Origin of the sequence: Peptoniphilus genitalis (assembly GCF_023614525.1) — a bacterium.
Classification (GTDB): domain Bacteria; phylum Bacillota; class Clostridia; order Tissierellales; family Peptoniphilaceae; genus Peptoniphilus_A; species Peptoniphilus_A genitalis.
Map to the genome: position 1 here is coordinate 1,861,440 of NZ_CP097885.1, position 22,035 is coordinate 1,883,474.

24 protein-coding genes and 5 pseudogenes are annotated in these 22,035 nt (G+C 32.6%); all 29 read left to right on the forward strand.

Features of this window, described 5'->3' with window-relative positions:
• Window positions 1-23 precede the first annotated feature (23 nt).
• The 29 genes and pseudogenes from M9426_RS08965 to M9426_RS09100 all read left to right on the forward strand — a co-directional run bounded on the left by M9426_RS08965 (window position 24) and on the right by M9426_RS09100 (window position 21,965).
• The gene (locus M9426_RS08965; RefSeq protein ID WP_065735313.1) at window positions 24-233 is read left to right on the forward strand and encodes an SHOCT domain-containing protein; all 210 of its coding nucleotides are present in this window, start codon (window positions 24-26) and stop codon (window positions 231-233) included.
• 59 nt (window positions 234-292) lie between these two features.
• Window positions 293-1,855 (forward strand): recombinase family protein, encoded by a 1,563-nt coding sequence (locus tag M9426_RS08970; RefSeq protein WP_250342019.1) that lies wholly within the window; start codon window positions 293-295, stop codon window positions 1,853-1,855.
• A complete protein-coding gene (locus tag M9426_RS08975; protein WP_019131795.1) occupies window positions 1,848-2,264 on the forward strand; it encodes a recombinase family protein in 417 nt (138 codons plus the stop codon). Before M9426_RS08970 ends, M9426_RS08975 begins: the two co-directional genes overlap by 8 nt.
• Complete coding sequence (locus M9426_RS08980) at window positions 2,257-3,828, forward strand: recombinase family protein (protein WP_065735315.1); 1,572 nt, start codon at window positions 2,257-2,259, stop codon at window positions 3,826-3,828. Before M9426_RS08975 ends, M9426_RS08980 begins: the two co-directional genes overlap by 8 nt.
• 703 nt (window positions 3,829-4,531) lie before the next feature.
• Window positions 4,532-5,401: a nucleotidyltransferase domain-containing protein gene (locus M9426_RS08985; RefSeq protein WP_019131793.1), complete on the forward strand. Its 870-nt coding sequence runs from the start codon at window positions 4,532-4,534 to the stop codon at window positions 5,399-5,401.
• Window positions 5,382-6,116, forward strand: coding sequence for a class I SAM-dependent methyltransferase (locus M9426_RS08990; protein ID WP_019131792.1), 735 nt, complete (start codon window positions 5,382-5,384; stop codon window positions 6,114-6,116). The genes M9426_RS08985 and M9426_RS08990 overlap by 20 nt, the downstream gene beginning before the upstream one ends.
• 32 nt (window positions 6,117-6,148) lie before the next feature.
• Window positions 6,149-7,057 carry an aminoglycoside nucleotidyltransferase ANT(6)-Ia gene (locus tag M9426_RS08995; RefSeq protein ID WP_001255866.1) on the forward strand — a complete coding sequence of 303 codons (909 nt, stop codon included), beginning with the start codon at window positions 6,149-6,151 and terminating at the stop codon, window positions 7,055-7,057.
• Window positions 7,054-7,596 carry a streptothricin N-acetyltransferase Sat4 gene (gene sat4, locus M9426_RS09000; RefSeq protein WP_000627290.1) on the forward strand — a complete coding sequence of 181 codons (543 nt, stop codon included), beginning with the start codon at window positions 7,054-7,056 and terminating at the stop codon, window positions 7,594-7,596. Before M9426_RS08995 ends, sat4 begins: the two co-directional genes overlap by 4 nt.
• A gap of 92 nt (window positions 7,597-7,688) precedes the next feature.
• Window positions 7,689-8,483, forward strand: a complete 795-nt coding sequence (gene aph(3')-IIIa / locus M9426_RS09005) for an aminoglycoside O-phosphotransferase APH(3')-IIIa (protein WP_001096887.1) — start codon at window positions 7,689-7,691, stop codon at window positions 8,481-8,483.
• Window positions 8,484-8,758: 275 nt separating this feature from the next.
• On the forward strand, window positions 8,759-9,331 hold the full coding sequence (locus tag M9426_RS09370) for a helix-turn-helix transcriptional regulator (protein WP_494337126.1): 573 nt from the start codon (window positions 8,759-8,761) through the stop codon (window positions 9,329-9,331).
• Between the two features lie 23 nt (window positions 9,332-9,354).
• Window positions 9,355-9,711 carry a WYL domain-containing protein gene (locus tag M9426_RS09375; protein WP_000374054.1) on the forward strand — a complete coding sequence of 119 codons (357 nt, stop codon included), beginning with the start codon at window positions 9,355-9,357 and terminating at the stop codon, window positions 9,709-9,711.
• A gap of 110 nt (window positions 9,712-9,821) precedes the next feature.
• Window positions 9,822-10,481 carry a dihydrofolate reductase family protein gene (locus M9426_RS09020; protein WP_000802831.1) on the forward strand — a complete coding sequence of 220 codons (660 nt, stop codon included), beginning with the start codon at window positions 9,822-9,824 and terminating at the stop codon, window positions 10,479-10,481.
• A 666-nt stretch (window positions 10,482-11,147) separates the two neighbouring features.
• A complete protein-coding gene (locus M9426_RS09025) occupies window positions 11,148-12,680 on the forward strand; it encodes a HEPN domain-containing protein (protein WP_250342020.1) in 1,533 nt (510 codons plus the stop codon).
• 117 nt (window positions 12,681-12,797) lie between these two features.
• Window positions 12,798-13,022: a hypothetical protein gene (locus M9426_RS09030; protein ID WP_250342021.1), complete on the forward strand. Its 225-nt coding sequence runs from the start codon at window positions 12,798-12,800 to the stop codon at window positions 13,020-13,022.
• A 193-nt stretch (window positions 13,023-13,215) separates the two neighbouring features.
• Window positions 13,216-13,488: pseudogene (locus tag M9426_RS09035) on the forward strand (transposase); the annotation flags it as partial.
• 398 nt (window positions 13,489-13,886) lie between these two features.
• The gene (locus M9426_RS09040) at window positions 13,887-14,366 is read left to right on the forward strand and encodes a Csac_0668 family 2Fe-2S cluster-binding (seleno)protein (RefSeq protein WP_000700631.1); all 480 of its coding nucleotides are present in this window, start codon (window positions 13,887-13,889) and stop codon (window positions 14,364-14,366) included.
• A gap of 63 nt (window positions 14,367-14,429) precedes the next feature.
• Window positions 14,430-14,762, forward strand: a pseudogene (locus M9426_RS09045) (23S rRNA (uracil(1939)-C(5))-methyltransferase RlmD); the annotation flags it as partial.
• Window positions 14,763-15,065: 303 nt separating this feature from the next.
• Window positions 15,066-15,227: pseudogene (locus M9426_RS09360) on the forward strand (conjugal transfer protein); the annotation flags it as partial.
• A 37-nt stretch (window positions 15,228-15,264) separates the two neighbouring features.
• A complete protein-coding gene (locus M9426_RS09050; protein ID WP_250342023.1) occupies window positions 15,265-15,573 on the forward strand; it encodes a hypothetical protein in 309 nt (102 codons plus the stop codon).
• Between the two features lie 202 nt (window positions 15,574-15,775).
• Window positions 15,776-15,859: pseudogene (locus M9426_RS09055) on the forward strand (single-stranded DNA-binding protein); the annotation flags it as partial.
• 123 nt (window positions 15,860-15,982) lie between these two features.
• Window positions 15,983-16,273: a DUF3847 domain-containing protein gene (locus M9426_RS09060; RefSeq protein WP_250342024.1), complete on the forward strand. Its 291-nt coding sequence runs from the start codon at window positions 15,983-15,985 to the stop codon at window positions 16,271-16,273.
• A gap of 349 nt (window positions 16,274-16,622) precedes the next feature.
• The gene (locus M9426_RS09065; protein WP_435405874.1) at window positions 16,623-16,922 is read left to right on the forward strand and encodes a nuclear transport factor 2 family protein; all 300 of its coding nucleotides are present in this window, start codon (window positions 16,623-16,625) and stop codon (window positions 16,920-16,922) included.
• 342 nt (window positions 16,923-17,264) lie between these two features.
• Window positions 17,265-18,239, forward strand: coding sequence for a choloylglycine hydrolase (gene bsh, locus M9426_RS09070; RefSeq protein ID WP_250342025.1), 975 nt, complete (start codon window positions 17,265-17,267; stop codon window positions 18,237-18,239).
• A gap of 64 nt (window positions 18,240-18,303) precedes the next feature.
• Window positions 18,304-19,809, forward strand: a complete 1,506-nt coding sequence (gene cls, locus M9426_RS09075; RefSeq protein WP_072470439.1) for a cardiolipin synthase — start codon at window positions 18,304-18,306, stop codon at window positions 19,807-19,809.
• Window positions 19,810-19,933: 124 nt separating this feature from the next.
• Window positions 19,934-20,098 (forward strand): annotated as a pseudogene (locus M9426_RS09080) (nuclear transport factor 2 family protein); the annotation flags it as partial.
• Window positions 20,099-20,108: 10 nt separating this feature from the next.
• On the forward strand, window positions 20,109-20,477 hold the full coding sequence (locus M9426_RS09085; RefSeq protein WP_070606376.1) for a nuclear transport factor 2 family protein: 369 nt from the start codon (window positions 20,109-20,111) through the stop codon (window positions 20,475-20,477).
• A 104-nt stretch (window positions 20,478-20,581) separates the two neighbouring features.
• Window positions 20,582-20,740, forward strand: a complete 159-nt coding sequence (locus M9426_RS09090; RefSeq protein WP_250342026.1) for a transposon-encoded TnpW family protein — start codon at window positions 20,582-20,584, stop codon at window positions 20,738-20,740.
• Between the two features lie 56 nt (window positions 20,741-20,796).
• The gene (locus M9426_RS09095; protein WP_250342027.1) at window positions 20,797-21,306 is read left to right on the forward strand and encodes a hypothetical protein; all 510 of its coding nucleotides are present in this window, start codon (window positions 20,797-20,799) and stop codon (window positions 21,304-21,306) included.
• 338 nt (window positions 21,307-21,644) lie between these two features.
• Window positions 21,645-21,965 (forward strand): DUF3847 domain-containing protein, encoded by a 321-nt coding sequence (locus M9426_RS09100; RefSeq protein WP_250342028.1) that lies wholly within the window; start codon window positions 21,645-21,647, stop codon window positions 21,963-21,965.
• The last annotated feature ends 70 nt before the right edge of the window (window positions 21,966-22,035 follow it).

Sequence of the window (22,035 nt, forward strand, 5' to 3'; positions counted from 1 at the left end):
GCCTGTGATATAGGAGGTGGAGTATGAGAGTAGAAAAGTTTGAAGGTAGACAAGAAATTATAAAAACTGAATACACTGAAAGGGATTTAAAGGCAGAGCTTAATTTCTATCTATCGGATAAATTCATTCAAGACCTATTTCTTTTAGATGAAATTAGCCTTGAAGAATATAGGAAAATTAGGAGAGAAAACATAAAAAAGTTCAAACCTATTCTTTCAGAATTAATGATATAAGACTTGATAAATACTTACTTGTACGGGAATATAGCACTTAGAGAAAGAGAGGTGAGACGATGAAAAAGATAACAAAAATAGAAGCAAATCAAAAAGAAGAATCTATATTTAGAGTTGCTGCCTATGTAAGAGTATCGACAGATGAGGAAGCTCAACTGGTGAGTCTTAAAACACAAAAGGCACACTACGAAAAGATGATAGCAGAGAACAATTCATATACTTTTGCAGGCCTATACTTTGACGAAGGCATCACTGGAACAAAGAAAGAATGTAGAGACGGTCTTCTAAAAATGCTAAAAGACTGTGAAGACGGAAAAATAGATTTTATCCTAACCAAATCAATCTCAAGGCTTGCAAGAAACACGACAGATTGTTTGGAAATCGTAAGGAGACTTCTCGATTTAAACATTGGTATCTATTTTGAAAAAGAAAACATTGATACAAGAACCATGGAAAGCGAGTTGATGTTATCCATACTTTCATCCCTTGCAGAAAGTGAGTCCAGGTCGATATCAGAAAATAACAAATGGTCCATAAAGAAAAGATTTCAAAATGGAACCTTTATCATATCAAGTCCACCCTATGGCTATGAGAATATAGACGGAAAGATGGTAGTGAATGAAGAAGAAGGAAAAATCATAAAAGAAATATTTGAACAGTATCTTTCAGGTAAGGGAACACATAAAATTGCAGAAGACTTAAATAAAAGAAAGATTAAAGGACAAAAAGGAGCAAAATGGCATGGATCGACTATAAACGGAATCTTAAAAAATGAAAAATATATAGGCGATGTCATCTACCAAAAGACCTATACAGATGAAAATTATAATAGACACAAGAATAAGGGAGAAGAAGACCAGTATAAGATAATAGACAACCATGAAGCCATTGTAAGTAGAGAGGACTTTGAGAAAGTTCAAGACCTAATAAGGATAAGGGCTATAGCAAAAGGAAATGGAGAAAACACTAAAAGATACCAAAATAGATATAGCCTATCGGGGAAAATAAAGTGTGGCGAGTGTGGTTCAAGCTTTAAAAGAAGACATCACTATAATGGCAAAGAAAAATATATAGCTTGGACTTGCAGTGAACACCTTAAAGATATTAATAAATGTTATATGAAGTTTATTAAAGACAAGGACATAAAACTGGCATTTGCGACTTTAGTAAACAAGCTAGTCTTTGGAAAAGATAGTATCCTTACACCACTCTTAGAATCCTTAAAGAGAGTGGACAGCAAGGAAGAAGTCGAGAAGATAAATGGAATTGAAGAAAGACTAGAAAAACTAAAGGAAAGAAAAGAGGTTCTAAGCAAACTAATAACTTCGGGAGTTTTAGATGCAAGTGTTTACGCAAAAGAAAGCAGTGAAATTTCTAGTGAAGAAAGTTATCTACTCAGGGAAAAGGAAAGAATTAAAAAAGCCATCCTTGGAAATGATGAAGAAATAAGAGAACTTGAAAAATTAATAGGAATCTTAGGAAAAAGTGAAATGATAGATCACTTTGAAGATGACTTGTTTGAAGAAATCATTGACCACATTCAAGTTGTTAATAGAGAGACCCTTGATTTTCATTTAAAGTGTGGACTTGTACTTAGAGAGGAAGTGAAAAATAATGTCTAGGTTATGTTATGGCTATACCATAAGAGACGGAAGATTAGAAATTCAAGAAAAAGAAGCGGAGAATATAAGAAAAATCTTTAAAAACTACCTTGCTGGCAATGCCCTTATAAAGTCAGCAGACCTTGCAGGCGTGAAGAAAAACAGCTCCAGTGTAAAAAGAATCCTTACCAATAAAAAGTATTTAGGAAATGAAATCTATCCCAAGATAATAGATAGAGAAAGCTTTGAAAAAGCAGGTCAAATGTTAAAAGAAAGGGCAGTGGCCATGGGACGAGTTTGGGAAAAGGAAGAAGAGATCATTAGAGTTCCATGCAAGTTTAGATACAAAAGTGAAGAAGTTCTACCACTAGATCCCTTTGAACGAGCGAGTTATAAGTATAGGTTAATCAAGGTGATAGATGATGAATAGCAAGGTCATAGTAATACCAGCGAAGAAGAAAAAAGGAAATTCCATCAAGGAATCAGAAAAGAAGAAACTGAGAGTGGCAGCTTATGCGAGGGTATCAACAGATAGCGATGAACAAGCAACTTCTTATGACACTCAAGTAGACCACTACACAAATTATATAAAGAAAAATCCAGATTGGGAATTTGCGGGAGTTTTTTCTGATGAAGGAATCAGTGGAACATATACCAAGAAAAGAGCTGGCTTTAATAAAATGATTGAAGAAGCCATGGAAGGAAATATCGACTACATCATTACAAAGTCCATATCGAGATTTGCCAGAAACACACTAGACTGTTTAAAGTATATTCGTAAACTAAAAGAAAACAACATCCCAGTCTATTTTGAAAAAGAAAACATCAACACCATGGACGCCAAGGGAGAAGTCCTCCTTACCATTATGGCATCTCTTGCTCAACAGGAAAGTCAGTCCTTATCTCAAAATGTAAAGTTAGGCGTTCAATATAGGTTTCAACAAGGTCAAGTCCAAGTAAACCATAATAGGTTTTTAGGCTATACAAAAGACGAAGAAGGAAAACTTGTCATTGTTCCTGAAGAAGCAAAAATTATAAAAAGGATCTACAGAGAATATTTAGAAGGAGCAAGCCTACGAGATATAAAGGAAGGACTAGAGAAAGACAAGATAGTAAATGGAGCAGGAAATAAGAAGTGGCATGTATCGAACCTCAATCAAATATTAACTAATGAGAAATACATGGGGGATGCCCTCTTACAAAAGACTTATACAGTGGATTTCCTGAATAAGAAGAGAGTAAAAAATGATGGAATTGCACCTCAATATTATGTAGAAAATAGCCATGAAGCCATCATACCAAAAGAAATCTTCATGCGAGTCCAAGAAGAAATGGATAGACGAGCTAATATGGTAAGTGGCAAAGGAAAAAGAAGAATTTATTCCAGCAAATATGCCCTTTCAAGTATTGTCTACTGCTCAAAATGCGGCGATATTTACAGGAGAATAGCATGGAATAACAGAGGGAAAAAGTACACCGTTTGGAGGTGCTGCACAAGAGTAACCCATGGACCAGATGCCTGCCATGCGAGAACTATTAAAGAAGACGACCTACAAGAGGCAGTTGTAGAAGCCATTAATCAACTTATATCTGAAAGCAGTGAATTAAAAGAAATAATAAAAGAGAATATAGAAAAAGTCATCACAGGTGATGGAACTAGCCAGATAGAAGAAATAGATAAAGAAATGTTGAAAGTGCAAGAAGAGCTTTTAAAAGTAGCTAATGCCAAGAAAGATTACACAGACCTTGTAGAAAGGGTGGAAGAGTTAAGAAATGAAAAAGAAAAGATACTCCTTGAAATGGCGGAAGAGAAGAATGAACAAAGCAGGCTAAAGGAATTAGAAGAGTTTTTAGACAATCAAGAATTAGAAATAGAAAGTTATGATGAAGAATTGGTGAGGAAACTTATAGATAAGATAGTAATTTATGAAGAAAATTTAAAAGTAGTGTTTAAATCTGGACTTGAGGTTGAAATTGACAAGGATAAAAAGTAAATATACAATATAACTAACAGCACCCGACACGCCTCTTAACAATGCGAACCATGTTGAAGCCCTAGCCCTACTTGTCAAGGAGCGAAGCGACGCTGAAAAGTAGAGGCAGGTCTCATGCAAAGATTTCCCAAGAGAAGCGACCGAATAGGGAGCTTCGATTGGCAGAAATCGCCTGCTGAGACGGTATGTTTGATGTCAAGAAAATAATGATATAGCAATGTTTTAAGAAGAAACATCTATTTTATCAACTCGGAGAAATGTGTGTTTCTTTGTTTGTGAGAACAGATCGAGAGTGTCAGAAAAACAACCAGATTGAGTAAACAGTAGCAATAATCAATTAGGGAGTGGATAGAACAGATATTGACTTCAATTTAACGGCTGCTCTTTTAAATTAATACATTAATCTGTATCATTACGTTATAAAAGAAATATTATGATTGTTTTGTTGTATATTCATGGTCTGATAATTATTTTACTTTTCTTATTTGACAGATGGTAAGTAGGGCAGTGAAAAAGATTATGGATTTTATCTAAGCACTAAGTAGTTTAGATCACTAATCAGGGAAAATAAGGCCTTCAAGATGAATTCCGAAGGCCCCCTTTCCTTTCCATATAAATATACGTAAAGCATAAGGAACATATGGCAAAAAAAGTGTTTCTCAACATGAGATATAGCTTTTGATATTGAAAGGAGAGATTCAGTATGATAGATAATATTATTCAATCAGTGACAGACAAATTATCCTCTTTGCCTTATATAGAAGGCATTGTATTAGGGGGTTCTCGTGCAAGAGGCACACATACAGAGGATTCTGATATAGATATCGGAATCTATTACAAATCAGAATCATTTGACATTACAGCGATTAATCAAATTGCTACAGAGTTGGATGATGAGAATAGAAATAACCTTGTTGTACCTCCCGGAGCGTGGGGTGATTGGATTAATGGCGGCGGATGGTTAGTTATAAATGGGTATCATGTTGACTTGATTTTACGTGATATAAAACGGGTGGAACAAATAATCAAAGATACGGAGCAAGGAATTGTTACTACTAATTATCAGACGGGGCATCCCCATGGATATATAAGTGCTATGTATCGTGGAGAATTGGCGATCAGCAAGATACTATATACTAAGAATGAAAGCTTATGCGAATTAAAAAATCAGGCAGAAATTTACCCTGGTGCTCTAAAGAAGAACTTGATAAACTTTTTTATATTTGAAGCAGAGTTCTCTTTAATGTTTGTAAAAGCAAATGCGGGAGCAGAGGATAAATATTATATTGCAGGCCATGTTTTTCGTATTATTTCATGCTTAAATCAAGTACTATTTGCATGTAATAATGCTTATTGCATTAACGAAAAGAAAGCTATAAAACTGATTGAAACCTTTGAATATAAACCTGAAAAATATGCTGAAAGGGTTAATCATATTTTTGAAGTACTCGGTCTTTCACTTTTTGAATGCTACGATCTGACCGAGAAGCTTTATAAAGAAGTGAAAAAAATTGCAACGGAGATGAATAACTTTTTAAACGAGGGGAATTCAGATGAAAGAAAACAAATATGATGATAATATATTTTTTCAAAAATACAGTCAAATGAGTCGATCACAGCAGGGACTAGCCGGTGCAGGAGAATGGGAAACATTGAGAAAGCTGCTGCCGGATTTTAAAGATAAGCTTGTGCTTGATTTAGGATGCGGCTATGGATGGCATTGTATTTATGCGATGGAACACGGAGCGTCTTCTGTTGTAGGTGTTGATATTTCTCATAAAATGCTCAAAGTAGCAAAAGAGAAAACGCATTTCTCACAGATTGAATATAGATGTTGTGCTATAGAAGATGTGGATTTCCCAGAGGAGAGCTTTGATGTAATACTAAGTTCGCTTGCGTTTCATTATGTAGCAGACTATGAGAATTTAATAAAAAAGATATATAGGATGCTGAAGGCTGGTGGCAATTTAGTTTTTACAGTTGAACATCCTGTTTTTACTGCTCATGGAACACAAGACTGGTATTATAACGAAAAAGGAGAAATACTGCATTTCCCGGTGGACAATTATTATTATGAGGGCAAACGGACAGCTATGTTTTTGGAAGAAAAGGTTACAAAATATCATAGAACACTGACCACATATCTAAATACACTGCTTTCAAATAGTTTTATAATAAATCAGATTGTGGAGCCACAGCCGCCAGAGAACATGATGGATATTCCGGGGATGGCGGATGAAATGCGACGCCCAATGATGCTGATTGTATCGGCAAAAAAGAAGATGTAATAATATAGAAAAAATAAACGAGGAGTATGTAAATGAGATCAGAAAAAGAAATGATGGATTTAGTACTTTCTTTAGCAGAACAGGATGAACGTATTCGAATTGTGACCCTTGAGGGGTCACGCGCAAATATTAATATACCTAAAGATGAATTTCAGGATTATGATATTACATATTTTGTAAGTGATATAGAACCGTTTATATCTAATGATGACTGGCTTAATCAATTTGGGAATATAATAATGATGCAAAAGCCGGAGGATATGGAATTATTCCCACCTGAAGAAAAGGGATTTTCCTATCTTATGCTATTTGATGATTACAATAAAATTGATCTTACCTTATTGCCCTTGGAAGAGTTAGATAATTACCTAAAGGGCGATAAATTAATAAAGGTTCTAATTGATAAAGATTGTAGAATTAAAAGGGACATAGTTCCGACTGATATAGATTATCATGTAAGAAAGCCAAGCGCAAGGGAGTATGATGATTGCTGCAATGAATTTTGGAATGTAACACCTTATGTTATTAAAGGATTGTGCCGTAAGGAAATTTTATTTGCTATTGATCATTTTAATCAGATTGTTCGCCATGAGCTGCTGAGAATGATATCATGGAAGGTCGGCATCGAAACAGGCTTTAAATTAAGTGTAGGCAAGAACTATAAGTTTATTGAAAGGTATATATCCGAGGATTTGTGGGAGAAACTTTTGTCCACCTACCGGATGGATTCCTATGAAAACATATGGGAAGCATTATTTCTATGCCATCAATTGTTCAGGGCGGTATCCGGTGAGGTGGCGGAAAGGCTTCATTATGCCTATCCGGAGTATGATAGGAATATAACAAAATATACCAGGGACATGTATAAAAAATACACTGGTAAAACCGGCTGCCTGGATAGCACATATGCCGCTGATATAGAAGAGAGGCGGGAACAGTGATTACAGAAATGAAAGCAGGGCACCTGAAAGATATCGATAAACCCAGCGAACCATTTGAGGTGATAGGTAAGATTATACCGAGGTATGAAAACGAGAATTGGACCTTTACAGAATTACTCTATGAAGCGCCATATTTAAAAAGCTACCAAGACGAAGAGGATGAAGAGGATGAGGAGGCAGATTGCCTTGAATATATTGACAATACTGATAAGATAATATATCTTTACTACCAAGACGATAAATGCGTCGGAAAAGTTAAACTGCGAAAAAATTGGAACCGGTACGCTTATATAGAAGATATCGCCGTATGTAAGGATTTCAGGGGGCAAGGCATAGGCAGCGCGCTTATCAATATATCTATAGAATGGGCAAAGCATAAAAACTTGCATGGACTAATGCTTGAAACCCAGGACAATAACCTTATAGCTTGTAAATTCTATCATAATTGTGGTTTCAAAATCGGCTCCGTCGATACTATGTTATACGCCAACTTTGAAAACAACTTTGAAAAAGCTGTTTTCTGGTATTTAAGGTTTTAGAATGCAAGGAACAGTGAATTGGAGTTCGTCTTGTTATAATTAGCTTCTTGGGGTATCTTTAAATACTGTAGAAAAGAGGAAGGAAATAATAAATGGCTAAAATGAGAATATCACCGGAATTGAAAAAACTGATCGAAAAATACCGCTGCGTAAAAGATACGGAAGGAATGTCTCCTGCTAAGGTATATAAGCTGGTGGGAGAAAATGAAAACCTATATTTAAAAATGACGGACAGCCGGTATAAAGGGACCACCTATGATGTGGAACGGGAAAAGGACATGATGCTATGGCTGGAAGGAAAGCTGCCTGTTCCAAAGGTCCTGCACTTTGAACGGCATGATGGCTGGAGCAATCTGCTCATGAGTGAGGCCGATGGCGTCCTTTGCTCGGAAGAGTATGAAGATGAACAAAGCCCTGAAAAGATTATCGAGCTGTATGCGGAGTGCATCAGGCTCTTTCACTCCATCGACATATCGGATTGTCCCTATACGAATAGCTTAGACAGCCGCTTAGCCGAATTGGATTACTTACTGAATAACGATCTGGCCGATGTGGATTGCGAAAACTGGGAAGAAGACACTCCATTTAAAGATCCGCGCGAGCTGTATGATTTTTTAAAGACGGAAAAGCCCGAAGAGGAACTTGTCTTTTCCCACGGCGACCTGGGAGACAGCAACATCTTTGTGAAAGATGGCAAAGTAAGTGGCTTTATTGATCTTGGGAGAAGCGGCAGGGCGGACAAGTGGTATGACATTGCCTTCTGCGTCCGATCGATCAGGGAGGATATCGGGGAAGAACAGTATGTCGAGCTATTTTTTGACTTACTGGGGATCAAGCCTGATTGGGAGAAAATAAAATATTATATTTTACTGGATGAATTGTTTTAGTACCTAGATTTAGATGTCTAAAAAGCTTTAACTACAAGCTTTTTAGACATCTAATCTTTTCTGAAGTACATCCGCAACTGTCCATACTCTGATGTTTTATATCTTTTCTAAAAGTTCGCTAGATAGAGTTCTATATTAGAGATGTAAAGAGTTTTGGTGAAGAGGTTTGTGAGTATGGCTTTTATAACCAGGGTGCAATGAGAAGCACTAACAGCAGCTAGCTTAAGAACGCATAGGATATACTTTTTATGGAAGTCACAGAGGAGGAATAAAATTTGAACAGGATTAACAGAGTAACCTCTATTCTTATTCAGCTGCAATCAAAAAAAATAATTCCTGCCAAAGAAATTGCACAGCGATTTAATATAAGCTTAAGGACAGTTTACAGAGATATCCGGACACTTGAAGAAGCCGGAATACCAATTGGATCTGAGGCCGGAAAAGGATATTTTCTTGTAGAGGGCTTCCTACTTCCGCCGGTAATGTTTACAGCGGCGGGAGTGGGTGCATTGATTACAGCAGGGAAATTTTTAAATTGCCATGGAGATGAATCATTTATAAAGGATTTTGATTCAGCTATGTATAAAATCAAATCTATTTTGAAGCATGGTGAAAAAAACTATGCACAGGAGTTGGAGAACAGTATTAACGTGTACAGCACATCTGGACAGAAAAATACATTGGCGGATAACGTTATTGCAGCAATTCAGACTGCAATCTGCAATAAAAGGGTAATATCAATTCAATATCCTGCATCAGGAGGGCAAGAACCGGAAAGCAGAATGATAGAGCCTATATCACTGGGGTTTTATGAACAGAACTGGTACTTAATCGGTTTTGCAGGCTAAGAAATGAATATAGGAATTTTCGTGTGGATCGGATTAAAAGCATTTGCATAGAAGAAGAGCTCTGTCAAAGCCATGATGGCTCTTTGGAACAAATATTAAAACAAATGCTTTCATATAAAAAACTATATAATGTAATTCTTAGAGCTGAAAAAGGGGAGACATACAATTCTATCAAGAACAGGTATTCTCTCGGCTTCCTTGAAGAAACCGATTTGGGAAGTAAAATGGAAATCGAATTCCAGACAGATTCCTTTGAGATATTGAGCAAGCAGCTGATTGAATATGGATCAGGCATTGAAATAGTCCAACCTGATGAATTAAAATGCATAACCCGTAAACACCTGGCACAAATTACGAATCACTGCCTAAACTTGATTTAGAGAAAGCGATTGGTCTGTTATGTATTTTTTGTAAGGTTTCATATCCCCTGCTGACATACAGCTGTCAGTGTATTATGATATTCTACTATCAAAAAGGAGGATTGAAAAATATGAAACCAAAGATAATTATGCACACACAAATTAGCCTTGATGGCCGCATTAAAGGCTTTGATAATCCGGAAGTTTACTACCAGGTTGCCGGGGGAATTCATTCGGATGCGGTGCTGTTTGGGTCCAATACTGTTTTTACTGCATTTGAAAAATATCCTGCTGAAACAGAGGCTGATTTTGAGAAAATCATAACAAGCCCGGAGGACCCCAGACCAATAGGAGTCATACCTGACAGCAGAGGTATCTTGAGAAGTCTTCATTGCTTAAGAAATCTTGGATATCTGAAGGAAATTGTCATTCTGGTATCAACTGCCACTCCGAAGGAATATTTGAATTATTTGGAGGAAAGGCATTACCCATATATTGTGTCAGGAAATGATCATGTGGACTATGAAAAAGCCTTTCAGATCCTGCATGAGCAATATGGGTGTAAATACATGCGGACAGACAGTGGCGGTGGATTAACCAACAAATTATTAGAAAACGGACTTATTGATGAAATCAGTCTTGTGATATCACCATGTTTTGTAGGTAATAAAGAAAAACAACTATTTGATAACCTTCTGTTATCTGAAAAAGTTAATTTGGAATTGCAGGGAACAGAGAATGCAGAACATGGCTGTCTGTCATTGCGCTATGCTGTGAAAAATAAGGATTAGTGCAGCATACTTTAAAAAGTGTCTGTTGGGACAGTGTCCTAAAGGAAGCATAAGCTCATGGCTAGCGGCGGTGTTAAAGTAACGGCACTCGGCCCCAATATATAGTTGATATGCCCCTAAGCCTTTGAGGGCAAGGCGGTCAACCGCGCCTTTTCCGGTCCGCATACAGTCGTTCAATGAGGGTATCAAGCTCGGCAATGCGGCGGTGCTTCTCGGTGGTTCGTTTCTTCGCCGCCGTTTTCGGCTAATTCTAATTGATCCGAACTGTAAGGATAAGCAATTATCCGGGGCTAGTTAAGTATCTTAGAGAGGAAGATAAAGATAAGTAAACCAATTTTAAAGTTGTACCGAATAAAGCCTTCAAGAGGACAACATGCTTTTGAAGGCTTTATTGCTTACAATTACTTGGATTGTAACGCAAAAGCAGGCACCAAATCAATGAAAAATAGCCTATCCAGGCGACTGTTTCAGAAATATGGGCTTCCGCCAAGGGGATACCAGTGGGGTGCGACATCTTTTTTGCCCACTCAAGGCATGTTGAGATGGTAGTTATTCTTGAAAATATAAGAGAAGTCTAAGATTAAATTTTTTATTATTTTTGTTTACGGTAAAATTAGCCATTAACAATTTATAAAAAATAACTTGTTTTTATTAGGAGAGGGTTAAATGGGAAATATTAAGTCTTTCAATTTAGATAATAATTACAGTATTGAGGGTATGTGGGCATTTAACTTAGGCGATTTATTCGAAAAGAAGAGTTTTACCTTTTCAGGTGGGGCAATACCAGGAAAACTTGAATTATCAGAAGGAAGGATTACTTTAGACATTAATGGCTGTTTTAATGGATTTGGATCTGATTATGATAAGAATATATATCGTATTTATGGATATTTAAGTTCAGGATTGTTTGTAATTTTAGAAAAATGTTTTATTATTAACAGCGCTTTCAGTGCTCCGGGTTACGTAGTAGAGAAATATCTTGCGAATGTAGCTTATATATTAGATAAAGACCCAATATATACTGATTTTAATATTGAAGAAAAAATTATAGCTACTAAAGTAAATTTTGGGATTGATTATTTAGATAATTGGTACAATATTGATTTACCGAGTTTTGATTATTCAAGCGATTCAAAGGCAGTTACGATACATTATAATAATGAATTTTTTGATAAGAATAAATTTGAAATTTTGGATGGAAAATATATTATAAGTTTGAAGAAGGATATTAAAGCAAATCAAGTAATTCATCAGGGAGCACAAGTAAAAACTGAATCATACATATCAATTTATACAAAAGACTATAAAACAGAAACAATTGAAATATTTATGGAAATTGCAAATTGGACTTTAAAACTTAGTGATTTTTTAACACAAATTTTTGGAAGATATACTTATTTTGAATTTTATTTAGAAGACAAAATGAACAGAAGGTGGATAGAGGATCTTGGAAATGGAGAATGTAAGTTTCACAGTCCTAAATATAAAGGTAGACTTATATTTAGACAAGCTTTAAAAGAATCTCCGAAATTAAAAATAAATTCTTTAAGACTAAGTGATATTAAAGATGATTATGGAGAGTTGCTTAAAACGTGGTTTGAAGAGAAAGATAAGCTACAGTACATCATCGACTTATACTATCAAAACATGAATTCGAGTTTGGAGATAGAAACCATTCTAGTAAATAAAATAAAAATGATGGAGACCTACTATGATAATTTCTTACAAAGCCAAGAAAAATCAACTGATAAGGATTTAAAATTTAATGAAGCAAGAGAAAAGATAAAAAACTTTATGGATAGTTCTGAACTTGAAGAATCGACTAAAGAAGAGGTAAATAGATGTCTAGATAAAAATAAAAAGAATAATATAACGTTGAGAGAAAAATTAGAAGCAGTGTTAGAAAGATTTCCAGATGAACTTAAAGTTGTGTTTTCTGAAATGGATCCTAATTGGAAAGAAGATACTAAATTTATATTTAATTTCTCACGAAGATTAAAAGATACAAGAAATTTTTATACTCATGGAGCAAACAATCAAAGAAATAGAAATAGATTTACAACTACAGATGAGTTTTTAAGTGCCAGTTTAGTTTTAGATTTTGTGATTTATTATTTTGTTTTAAGATCTTTATATGGTGAAAATAGAGATGAAAGGATATATCAGTATCCTTTTTTAAAGGCGAAACTAAGAAAATAATAATTACTAACAAATAACTGGTTATGATTTAGGGGCAATAGTTTAAGTAATTATAACAACTGTTTATATGTAAGAGCCTGTCGGTATAGGGATAAGTGGGATTTAAAATGTGATGCATTGATTCATATAAGAAAGGGAGATTATGGTCTAGTTGAAATTAAACTTGGTGGAGATAAGTTAATTGAGGAAGGTGCAGAGATATTAAGAGATTTAGCATCTAAAATAGATACAAAAAGCATGTCCAACCCATCATTTATGATGGTATTATGCGCCAAAGCCCCTTTTACTTATAAAAGAGATGATGATGTTTACGTAATACCGATTACTGCTTTAAGACCTTAATAGTTTCTAGTATTTATGGATATATCCCCACATACGAAGCTTTTGAGAAATATTAAATTTTATCCATACTGACCAGTCAAGCCACTGCGAGACGGTAGCTCTGTTGTCCAAACTAAATACAGAACATCATTTAGATATAGAAATAGGGGAAGATGAATTATCTGAAATTGACTTTTCAAAAGACACAACTCACAGAGGAAGAGAATTTAAAAATATAAAAATAGAAGAAATATTAAAGGTATTTGGGATAAAAAGATCGCTAAGTAAAAAAGGAAGCCCATATGATAACGCAGTAAGCGAAGCAGTCAATAAAGTAATGAAGACAGAATTCATATATCAGGAGAACTTTACTAATTTCCAAGAACTTAATCTAAAATTAGCAGAATACGTATATTGGTATAATAACCTAAGAATTCATGGATCTTTAGGATATAAAACACCAGTAGAATATAGAAAAGCAGAATAAAAAGCTCTGGAAGTTTCATAAATTAAATAAAATATATGAACAGACTGTCAAGGGCAAATTTCAACGAAATTTGGGCGAAGCTTTTACCCTTGATTGTCTGAGAATATATTTTATAATCTAAAGAAACTTTCAAGCTTGATAATGTTCGGTTATAAATTGTCTAAAAAAGGGTTGCCATTCCACGTATTTGGGTTCATTAGAAGAATGCCGAGCAATGGGTAACATGACACTGATGTGTTTATACACCAAAAAGCTACACGTGCGTTGGCTGACAACAGGGAGCTAAGTAAATTAACACCAGCTAAAATGTTTGACGCTATTAATAAATGACAAGTATATGAAATTGGTTTTACCTAGTTTAAAAAAGAAATTATAATGAAAATATGGAGGCTAAGAATATGAAGATTAATAATGAATGTTGTTGTGGATGCAAAACAGAAAAGCCGGATCAAATTAAAGACAATTGTCCTGTATGTAATAATGAAGGGATTTCCGTTAGTAAAGTAACTGTTGAACATCTAGTGGTAGATGATTATCGTAATGCTGTTAACGGAGATCAATATAAGATTTGCATGAACGAGGACTGCGACGTTGTTTACTATAACTTAGATAATGAAATAAAATTCTTGAAAGACCAAGTTAGAGTTCCTATCTGGTTTAAGAAAGATGCAGATCCTAAGTATGCTTGTTATTGTAGCGAAGTCACAGAAAATCAGGTAATTGAAGCAGTTGTAAAGCATGGCGCGAAATCCGTAAAAGAAGTAAATGCCATCACTGGGGCAATGAAAAATTCTAATTGTAAAGAAAACAATCCGTTGGGAGTTTGTTGTCATAAGATTATTCAGGAAGCTATCGATAAAGGCTTGAAAATGAAATAATTACAGTCGATATGTTCCTACAAACGAGAGCCAATCTTTGATATGTTTCCATCTACGAGCGTGGATATGTTCCCCATAACCATAGGGGTTGAGACGGTAGCACTTTTGTCCAAACTAGATGTCGATAAGCATATAAATATTGAAATTGAGCTCGATGAGCTTGATTTGACAAGTGCTGAAAGTAATGCAACATATGCTCAAATCAAAGAATATGTTTGGAATAAATTTGAATTAAAAGTTCCGACATTATATATTGCACAGATAAAAAGGAAATGTGGAATAGAATTACGAGAACATTACAACAAGTCTAAAAAAGAGAAACAAATTATTCCACAGTGTACACCTGAAAAAGAAGAAGCCATCATGGATGCTTTAAGACACTTCAAAATGATTTAATAGGAAAGAATGCCAGCATATGACTTTCTGCATTTATTACATTCCTACTTGGTATAGGAACAGCTATTATTCATTTCTTGCAAGGTATCAATTAGAAAATAGGCTCAATATAAAGATTGATAGGATCATTTTTATATTTAGAGGAGCGTTGAAATGATTGATAAAACCAACAAAAAATTTTAGGATAAATTTGCTAAGTAGTATGCCTCTTATATGAAAAAAGATAAAGAGGTTTATGATAAAGTTTGTGAATATCTTAGTCCTCATTTGAATAAAGATATGTAGGTGCTTGAACTTGCTTGTGGAGTAAGACCTTTCTTATCTGATAAATTTGATGTTACAAAATATAAGAATTACAAGTTGTTGGAAGATTATAATAATGAAAACTTGTTTGATGTGGAAGAGTATTTAAAGCAAAAAGGGAGGGCGAAGTTGACACCAAATACAAGGATATTTAGAGTATGATATATATGATATAAATTAAGAAAGAGGAGGAAAAACATTGGTTGATTATTTATTCAATTCATCTGGAGAATGGATCTGTTTCAAAGTTAATAAATTTATTTGGGACAAAAATGGAAAATTGATAGGATGGCTTCCGTGGGGAAATAATGAAGTTGTTACAATGAAAGGAGATTATTTAGGAACTATTGTAGATAAGGATAGAATTTATTATTTTACAAATCATCCTTATAGAGGCAATCCAGGCTATCCAGGTTATCCGGGTTATCCAGGCTATCCAGGTTATCCAGGATTTGCTGGATATAAGCCTTTACCATCGGGTGCAAAAGATATAGTTATAAAAAAATAAAAGGATTTGTTTATTTGAAATTGAGAAAGCAGTAAGTCTAATATGATTTGCTGCTTTTTATATCCAACAATTTGAAGGAGGTGAAAATGGTAAGGATAAGAAGTCCTACTTAAAACAATTTAATGTATAAGATATTCAGCGATTGAAATATAAGTTCAGTCGCTTTTTTAATTGAAATTTATAGATTAAGGAGAAGAAATTAATGGATAGAGAAATGATAAATATTAATGCAAATTTAGTTAAGGAAGCTAAATTTTCAGAATTTGAAAAGGATGGAGAAAGAATAATAAATAGAAAATCATTATAGAAACATAGATGATATTTCAAAAGACATAAAATTTCAATAGTGAAACTTTGAAAGGGATAGCAGAAATGTTATCTCTTTTTTATTACAAGAAAGGAGTTTTGTATGAAAAAATTAGAGCAAATAAGACAAGAGTCAAAAGAAATAAAAGAAAAAATTGATGATACAGAAGAAAGATTAAGGCAACTAAAAAATCAAGAAAATAAGATATTAAAACAAGACATAGTAAAAAGAAGAAAAGAAAGAACTCATAGGCTCATAACAAGAGGAGCAATCTTAGAAAGCCTTATAGAAAATGCAGAAGAACTAACAGATGAAGAAATAAAAATCCTACTAGAAGAAGCAACAAATACAAAAGAATTTAAAGAAACACTAAGACTAATTGGAGAAAATTAAAAAAACAAATAGGAAGATTTTTACAATGAGTATATTGCATAACTTATTTTATTTGAAAGTTTCAAGAAATATCTGAAAGAATACTTAAGAGAAACCAAGATCTTAAATATATTCAAACGGAAATCAAAAGTTGCCAATATGAGGAAAGATAAAAATAACCTTTACAATCAAATATTAGAAATACGAAAATAAGTAGAACAAGCAGAAAAAGTTAAGACTTGCATAGAGTATTTACAGGAACAAGCAAAACGACTATCACAGGTAAAGAGGAATGAGTTAGACCTATAAAAGTAAGTGAAAAAATGGTATAATTATATATAATTATTTGATTTTGGAGGTGCTTAAATTTATGAATGAAAGAGAAAAAATCATTCGTTTATGGTTTGATATGTGGCTCACACAACAAGACTTAGGTATAGATGATATTTTTTTAGATGATGTAATTTATATTGAGAGCTGGAGTCCTAAGTATGAAAATTGTCAAACAGTAAAGCACTGGTTTAATGAATGGAATACAAGAGGAAAAGTGCTTGCTTGGGATATAAAGCAATTTTTTCATAAGGATAATCAAACTATTGTAGAATGGCACTTCAAAAATAAAATGAATGAGGGGAGAGTTGAAGAATTTGACGGTATTGTACATTTGTAAATGATGTGAGACCAAAAACAGGAGAGAGAATTTCCTGTATGTTACCCTATTGCTGGCGGGTTAACCCGCCAGCAATAGGGTAGTAATGTTATCAAACTTAGATTGTTCAATATTAAAAGAATTAGATAGACAAAATATAAAATCAGATGTTATTTCAATAGTAATGAATAGACTAGATACTAATGATAAGAAAAATGATTTTCTTTCATTTATGATTGATAACAGAAATGCCCTTATATCTTTGAAAGATATTTTTAGTGAATTAAATATAATCACTAAATAGTAATTTTAAAGAGAGTTATATAAAAGATAAGAAATAGTATTAGAAAGAAGGGAAAGAATATGTGTACAGCAGCAACTTATAAAACGAAAGATTTTTATTTTGGAAGAACATTGGATTATGAATTTTCATATGGAGATGAAGTAACAATAACACCAAGAAACTTTGAATTTAAATTTAGAGAAGTAGATGACATTAAGAGTCATTATGCGATAATTGGAATGGCATTTGTTACTGAAGATTATCCATTATATTACGATGCAATAAACGAAAAAGGGTTAGCAATAGCAGGTTTAAATTTTGTTGGAAATGCTCATTATAAAGAAAAACAGGAAGGAAAAGATAATGTTGCTCAATTTGAACTGATACCATGGATTTTAAGCCAATGTTCAAATGTAAATGAAGCTAGAAATTTGATTGAAAAAATGAATGTGTTAAATACTCCATTTAGTGATAAATTACCATTAGCTAGCTTACATTGGATTATTTCCGATAGCACACAATCAATAACTGTAGAGTCTGTTATTGATGGAATAAAAATATATGATAATCCAGTAGGGGTATTAACTAATAATCCATCTTTTGATAAGCAAATGTTTGCCTTAAATAATTATATGTATTTATCACCTAAATCTCCAGAGAATAAATTTAGTAAAGAATTAGATCTAAGTTTATATAGTAGAGGAATGGGAGCAATAGGTCTACCAGGTGATTTATCATCGCAATCAAGATTCATAAGAGTAGCGTATACTAAATTAAATTCTTTTTCTAAAGAAGATGAAAAATCAAGTGTTAGTCAATTTTTTCACATTTTAGGTAGCGTTGATCAACAAAGAGGATGCTGTGATTTAGGTGATGATAAATTTGAAATAACAATTTATACATCTTGCTGTAATGTAAATAAGGGAATTTATTATTATACAACATATGATAATCATCAAATAACAGCAGTTGATATGCACAAAGAAAATCTAGATAGTAATGTACTTATTTGTTATCCTTTGATAAAGGAAGAACAGATAAGAACTCAAAATTAATGTTTATCTATAAAGAAGATAAAAGTATTACATATAAAAATGAATTAGTATGAGGAGAAAAAATATGTGGATGGCAGTAAAAAGAGGAATTGTTGTAGCAATAGGTTTATTAATACAAATTCTATTAACATTATTTATATATTTAAAATTTGGAGAATTTATAAGTATTATTCATGTAGTTTATGGTTTACTTAGTATTATAATTGTTTTAATGATTATCAAGTATAGTAAAAGATTAAGTAGCGATTTAATATGGATATTACTGATTATGCTTTTTCCATTAATTGGAACACTTCTATATATCATACTTAGTAATAATATGAAAAGAAGTAAAGTTTTAAAGAATATTAATGAAAATATAGAAAATGGTCAAAAATACTTAATACAAGATGAATTTATAAAAAAAGAAATCGATACTAAAAATTTAGGACAATTAAAATATATAAGTGAATTTGCAGGATTTCCTGTAACGAAAAACAATGAGATAAACTATTATTCTCTTGGTGATGACGTTTATCCTGTTATGTTAGAAGAACTAAAAAAAGCCAAAAAATTTATTTTTATAGAATATTTCATTATTAATAATGGTACTATGTGGCAAGGAATTTTAGATATATTAAAAGAAAAAGCAAATTCAGGACTAGATGTAAGAGTATTATATGATGATATGGGTTCTTTTGCTATGCTACCTAGTAATTATCCAAAGTTACTGGGGAAATATGGAATAAAATGTATGCAATTTAATAAATTATCGCCATTTGCAGGTATTATTATGAATAATAGAGATCATAGAAAAATGATGATAATTGATGGACATACTGTTTTTTCTGGTGGAATTAATATTTCAGATGAATATATAAATATAAATAGTAAATTAGGAGTATGGAAAGATAATGGAATTAGGATAAAAGGTGAAGCTGTTTGGAATTTTACTGTTATGTTTCTAGAAATGTGGAATTCATTTAAAAAAGAAGATAATGATTATAATAAATACAAATATAATTTTACTGAAAAGTATAAGGAAAATGCTTTCGTTGTACCTTATGGGGAAAGTCCATTAGATGATGTTATAACCGGCGAAGATATTTATCTAAATATTATCAATCAAGCGAAAAAGTATGTTTATATTTATACACCTTATTTAATTATTGATACAGATATGATAAATAGTTTAATCTTAGCTGCAAGAAGAGGAGTAGATGTCAGAATTGTTGTTCCTGGAATACCCGATAAAAGAATTGTATATGATTTAACCTCTTCTTATTTTTATACATTAATTAAAGGTGGAGTAAAAATTTATACTTATACGAATGGTTTTGTACATAGCAAAGTATTTTTATCCGATGATGAAATAGCAACTGTAGGAACAATAAACTTAGATTATAGAAGTTTATATTTACATTTTGAATGTGGTATTTATATGAAGGATACAAATGTAATAAAAGATATCAAAAAAGATTTTGAGGATTCCTTTAAAGAATCACATAAAGTAGATGAAAGAGAAGCAAAAAATGGTTTATTTAAAGGACTATGGCAAGCTATTTTAAGATTATTTGCTCCAATAATGTAAACGATATAATAAAATTAGATAAATAGAAAATTATAATTTGTTGAGAAAATGTACATTTGTAAATGATGTGAGCCCAAAAACAGGAGAGAGAATTTCCTGTTTTTGGTCTCACATCAATTGTATCTCTACAGGGAAAGTTGAAGAATTTGACGGTATTTCTTTGATTGTTTGGACAGCCGATAATAAGATAAAAGTATTGAAAGAGTTTGGCTGTAATTGTAATAACTACAATCCTTACAAAGAGAGTGAAACACCATTGTTTAGAGATGAAAAAGTGAATTGGTTTTAAGGTGATTACTATGGATATAGATAGATTTTTCAAAACGGTTTTATCACAAAATGCAGAAGAACTTAGGAAATATTTTCAAAAGAATGCTGTTATAAAATGGCATTGCACAAATGAGTTTTTTACCTTAGATGAGTATATAAGGGCAAATTGTGAATATCCCGGAAATTGGAACGGAGAAATAGAGAGAATTGAAGAAAATGAAGATACTATTATTTTAGCTTGTCGGGTTTTTCCAACAGATAATAGTGAGTCTTTTCATGTAGTAAGTTTTATCTATCTTGAAGATAATTTGATTGTTGATATGGATGAATATTGGTCTTATGATGGATTGGCACCAGAATGGCGTAAGAAAATGAAAATTGGGAAACGCATTAGGTAAATTTCAATTTTGAAAATCAAGCAATTTAATAAAAACTAACACAGTAACAGTAAATCAAAAATGGTTTGCTGTTTTTTATTGTCTAAAAATGGAAAGGAGAACTTATGGAAGAAGAAAGAAGAAAAATACAAGTACCACCACATAAACAGTTAATTATGGATATTGGGAAGACAAAATATACTGTAAACCTACATTTTAAGCAAGGTACAGGCGAAACATACAAGGATAAAATATTAAAGCTAATATTGATAGATTCCTATTAAATTAATATAACGTAGAAATCAAATTATAAAACTAAGAAATTATATTAGGAGGATATATGAAAAATTCTAAATTAAACAAAAAACTATTTGCGACAACTATGGCGATTCTAATCTTTTCTCAAACTACTGTACCAGTTTTTGCTTCTAGCTACAGTAAGTATAAATCTTCAAACGATGAAGTCAAATATGAGAGTTTGTTAACTAATAAATTACCTGATTATAAGAAGTCAGAGCTATTTGAATTGAAAAATGAACTTGATTTAAATTATGAAGAGATCAATTTTCTAGAAGAACAATATTTAATAAATCATAGTGGAACAGAACTAAGATGGAAAGTATCGGCAGTAAAAAAAGTTGTTAAAGTTGCTAAACCAATTTTAAAGAAAGCCGCGAAGAAATTCGGGGTAAAAATGGGTGAAAAAGGACTAGCAGATTTTACAGACTATTTATTTGAGTGGGAAGATGATCATCAAAATGGTATAGAGAACTTCTTAATAAATAAATGGGGCTGGAATCAAACAGCAGCTCATTGGGCAGCAAAAACAATAATGTTTGTTGCATTCTAAGTAGGATAGTAAATATGATAAAAAAAATCTTGTTTTGGTTTTATTTGGTTTTTTCAGTATTAATTTTAATTATATCATTTGTGAGAAGGATACTTGAGATAGACCTTTTAGATGAGAACCATATACTTAAGAAACTATTAGTATTTTTATCAAATTTAAGTATTCCGATGAAACTTGTAATTATAATACTTTGGTTAATGGCAACCATTTATTTATACAAAAATTATGCGACTTATATTGACAAAAAGTAATTTATAAGATTAATTTGACAGTTGAAATATAAAAAACGATTAGAAATAAAAATCTAGTCGTTTTTTTATTTTAAGAAAGGAAATATTATGGCAAGTAAAAGAATAAAGTTAAGTATTGAAGAACAGATTAAAAAGAAAGAAGAAAGTATTAAACAATTACAAAATCAAAAAAGACAGTTGAAGAAAAAACTTAATGAACAAGAAAGAAAAGCAAGAAACAAAAGACTCATAGAAAAAGGAGCAGTGTTTGAAAGTATTTTTGAAGAAAGTATTAACTTAACAAAAGATGAATTTTATAAGTTAATAAAAATGTTAAATGATGAAGAAATAAGATTAAACATGATGGAAATTTTAGAAGAAAGAGTAGATGATAATGTAGAAAAATCATCTAAAGATGAAATAACATAATTGTCCCTTGGTTACAAGGGCGCAATTATACACCCTAAAGGGTGCTTGCGTCCTGCGGAGCCAAACCCTT

Excerpts from the sequence above, each read along its gene's own strand:
- M9426_RS08965 (WP_065735313.1), top strand. The coding sequence starts at position 24 with ATGAGAGTAGAAAAGTTTGAAGGTAGACAAGAAATTATAAAAACTGAA.
- M9426_RS08970 (WP_250342019.1), top strand. The coding sequence starts at position 293 with ATGAAAAAGATAACAAAAATAGAAGCAAATCAAAAAGAAGAATCTATA.
- M9426_RS08975 (WP_019131795.1), top strand. The coding sequence starts at position 1,848 with ATGTCTAGGTTATGTTATGGCTATACCATAAGAGACGGAAGATTAGAA.
- M9426_RS08980 (WP_065735315.1), top strand. The coding sequence starts at position 2,257 with ATGAATAGCAAGGTCATAGTAATACCAGCGAAGAAGAAAAAAGGAAAT.
- M9426_RS08985 (WP_019131793.1), top strand. The coding sequence starts at position 4,532 with ATGATAGATAATATTATTCAATCAGTGACAGACAAATTATCCTCTTTG.
- M9426_RS08990 (WP_019131792.1), top strand. The coding sequence starts at position 5,382 with ATGAAAGAAAACAAATATGATGATAATATATTTTTTCAAAAATACAGT.
- M9426_RS08995 (WP_001255866.1), top strand. The coding sequence starts at position 6,149 with ATGAGATCAGAAAAAGAAATGATGGATTTAGTACTTTCTTTAGCAGAA.
- M9426_RS09020 (WP_000802831.1), top strand. The coding sequence starts at position 9,822 with ATGAAACCAAAGATAATTATGCACACACAAATTAGCCTTGATGGCCGC.
- M9426_RS09025 (WP_250342020.1), top strand. The coding sequence starts at position 11,148 with ATGGGAAATATTAAGTCTTTCAATTTAGATAATAATTACAGTATTGAG.
- M9426_RS09040 (WP_000700631.1), top strand. The coding sequence starts at position 13,887 with ATGAAGATTAATAATGAATGTTGTTGTGGATGCAAAACAGAAAAGCCG.
- M9426_RS09060 (WP_250342024.1), top strand. The coding sequence starts at position 15,983 with ATGAAAAAATTAGAGCAAATAAGACAAGAGTCAAAAGAAATAAAAGAA.
- M9426_RS09065 (WP_435405874.1), top strand. The coding sequence starts at position 16,623 with ATGAATGAAAGAGAAAAAATCATTCGTTTATGGTTTGATATGTGGCTC.
- bsh (WP_250342025.1), top strand. The coding sequence starts at position 17,265 with ATGTGTACAGCAGCAACTTATAAAACGAAAGATTTTTATTTTGGAAGA.
- cls (WP_072470439.1), top strand. The coding sequence starts at position 18,304 with ATGTGGATGGCAGTAAAAAGAGGAATTGTTGTAGCAATAGGTTTATTA.
- M9426_RS09085 (WP_070606376.1), top strand. The coding sequence starts at position 20,109 with ATGGATATAGATAGATTTTTCAAAACGGTTTTATCACAAAATGCAGAA.
- M9426_RS09090 (WP_250342026.1), top strand. The coding sequence starts at position 20,582 with ATGGAAGAAGAAAGAAGAAAAATACAAGTACCACCACATAAACAGTTA.
- M9426_RS09095 (WP_250342027.1), top strand. The coding sequence starts at position 20,797 with ATGAAAAATTCTAAATTAAACAAAAAACTATTTGCGACAACTATGGCG.
- M9426_RS09100 (WP_250342028.1), top strand. The coding sequence starts at position 21,645 with ATGGCAAGTAAAAGAATAAAGTTAAGTATTGAAGAACAGATTAAAAAG.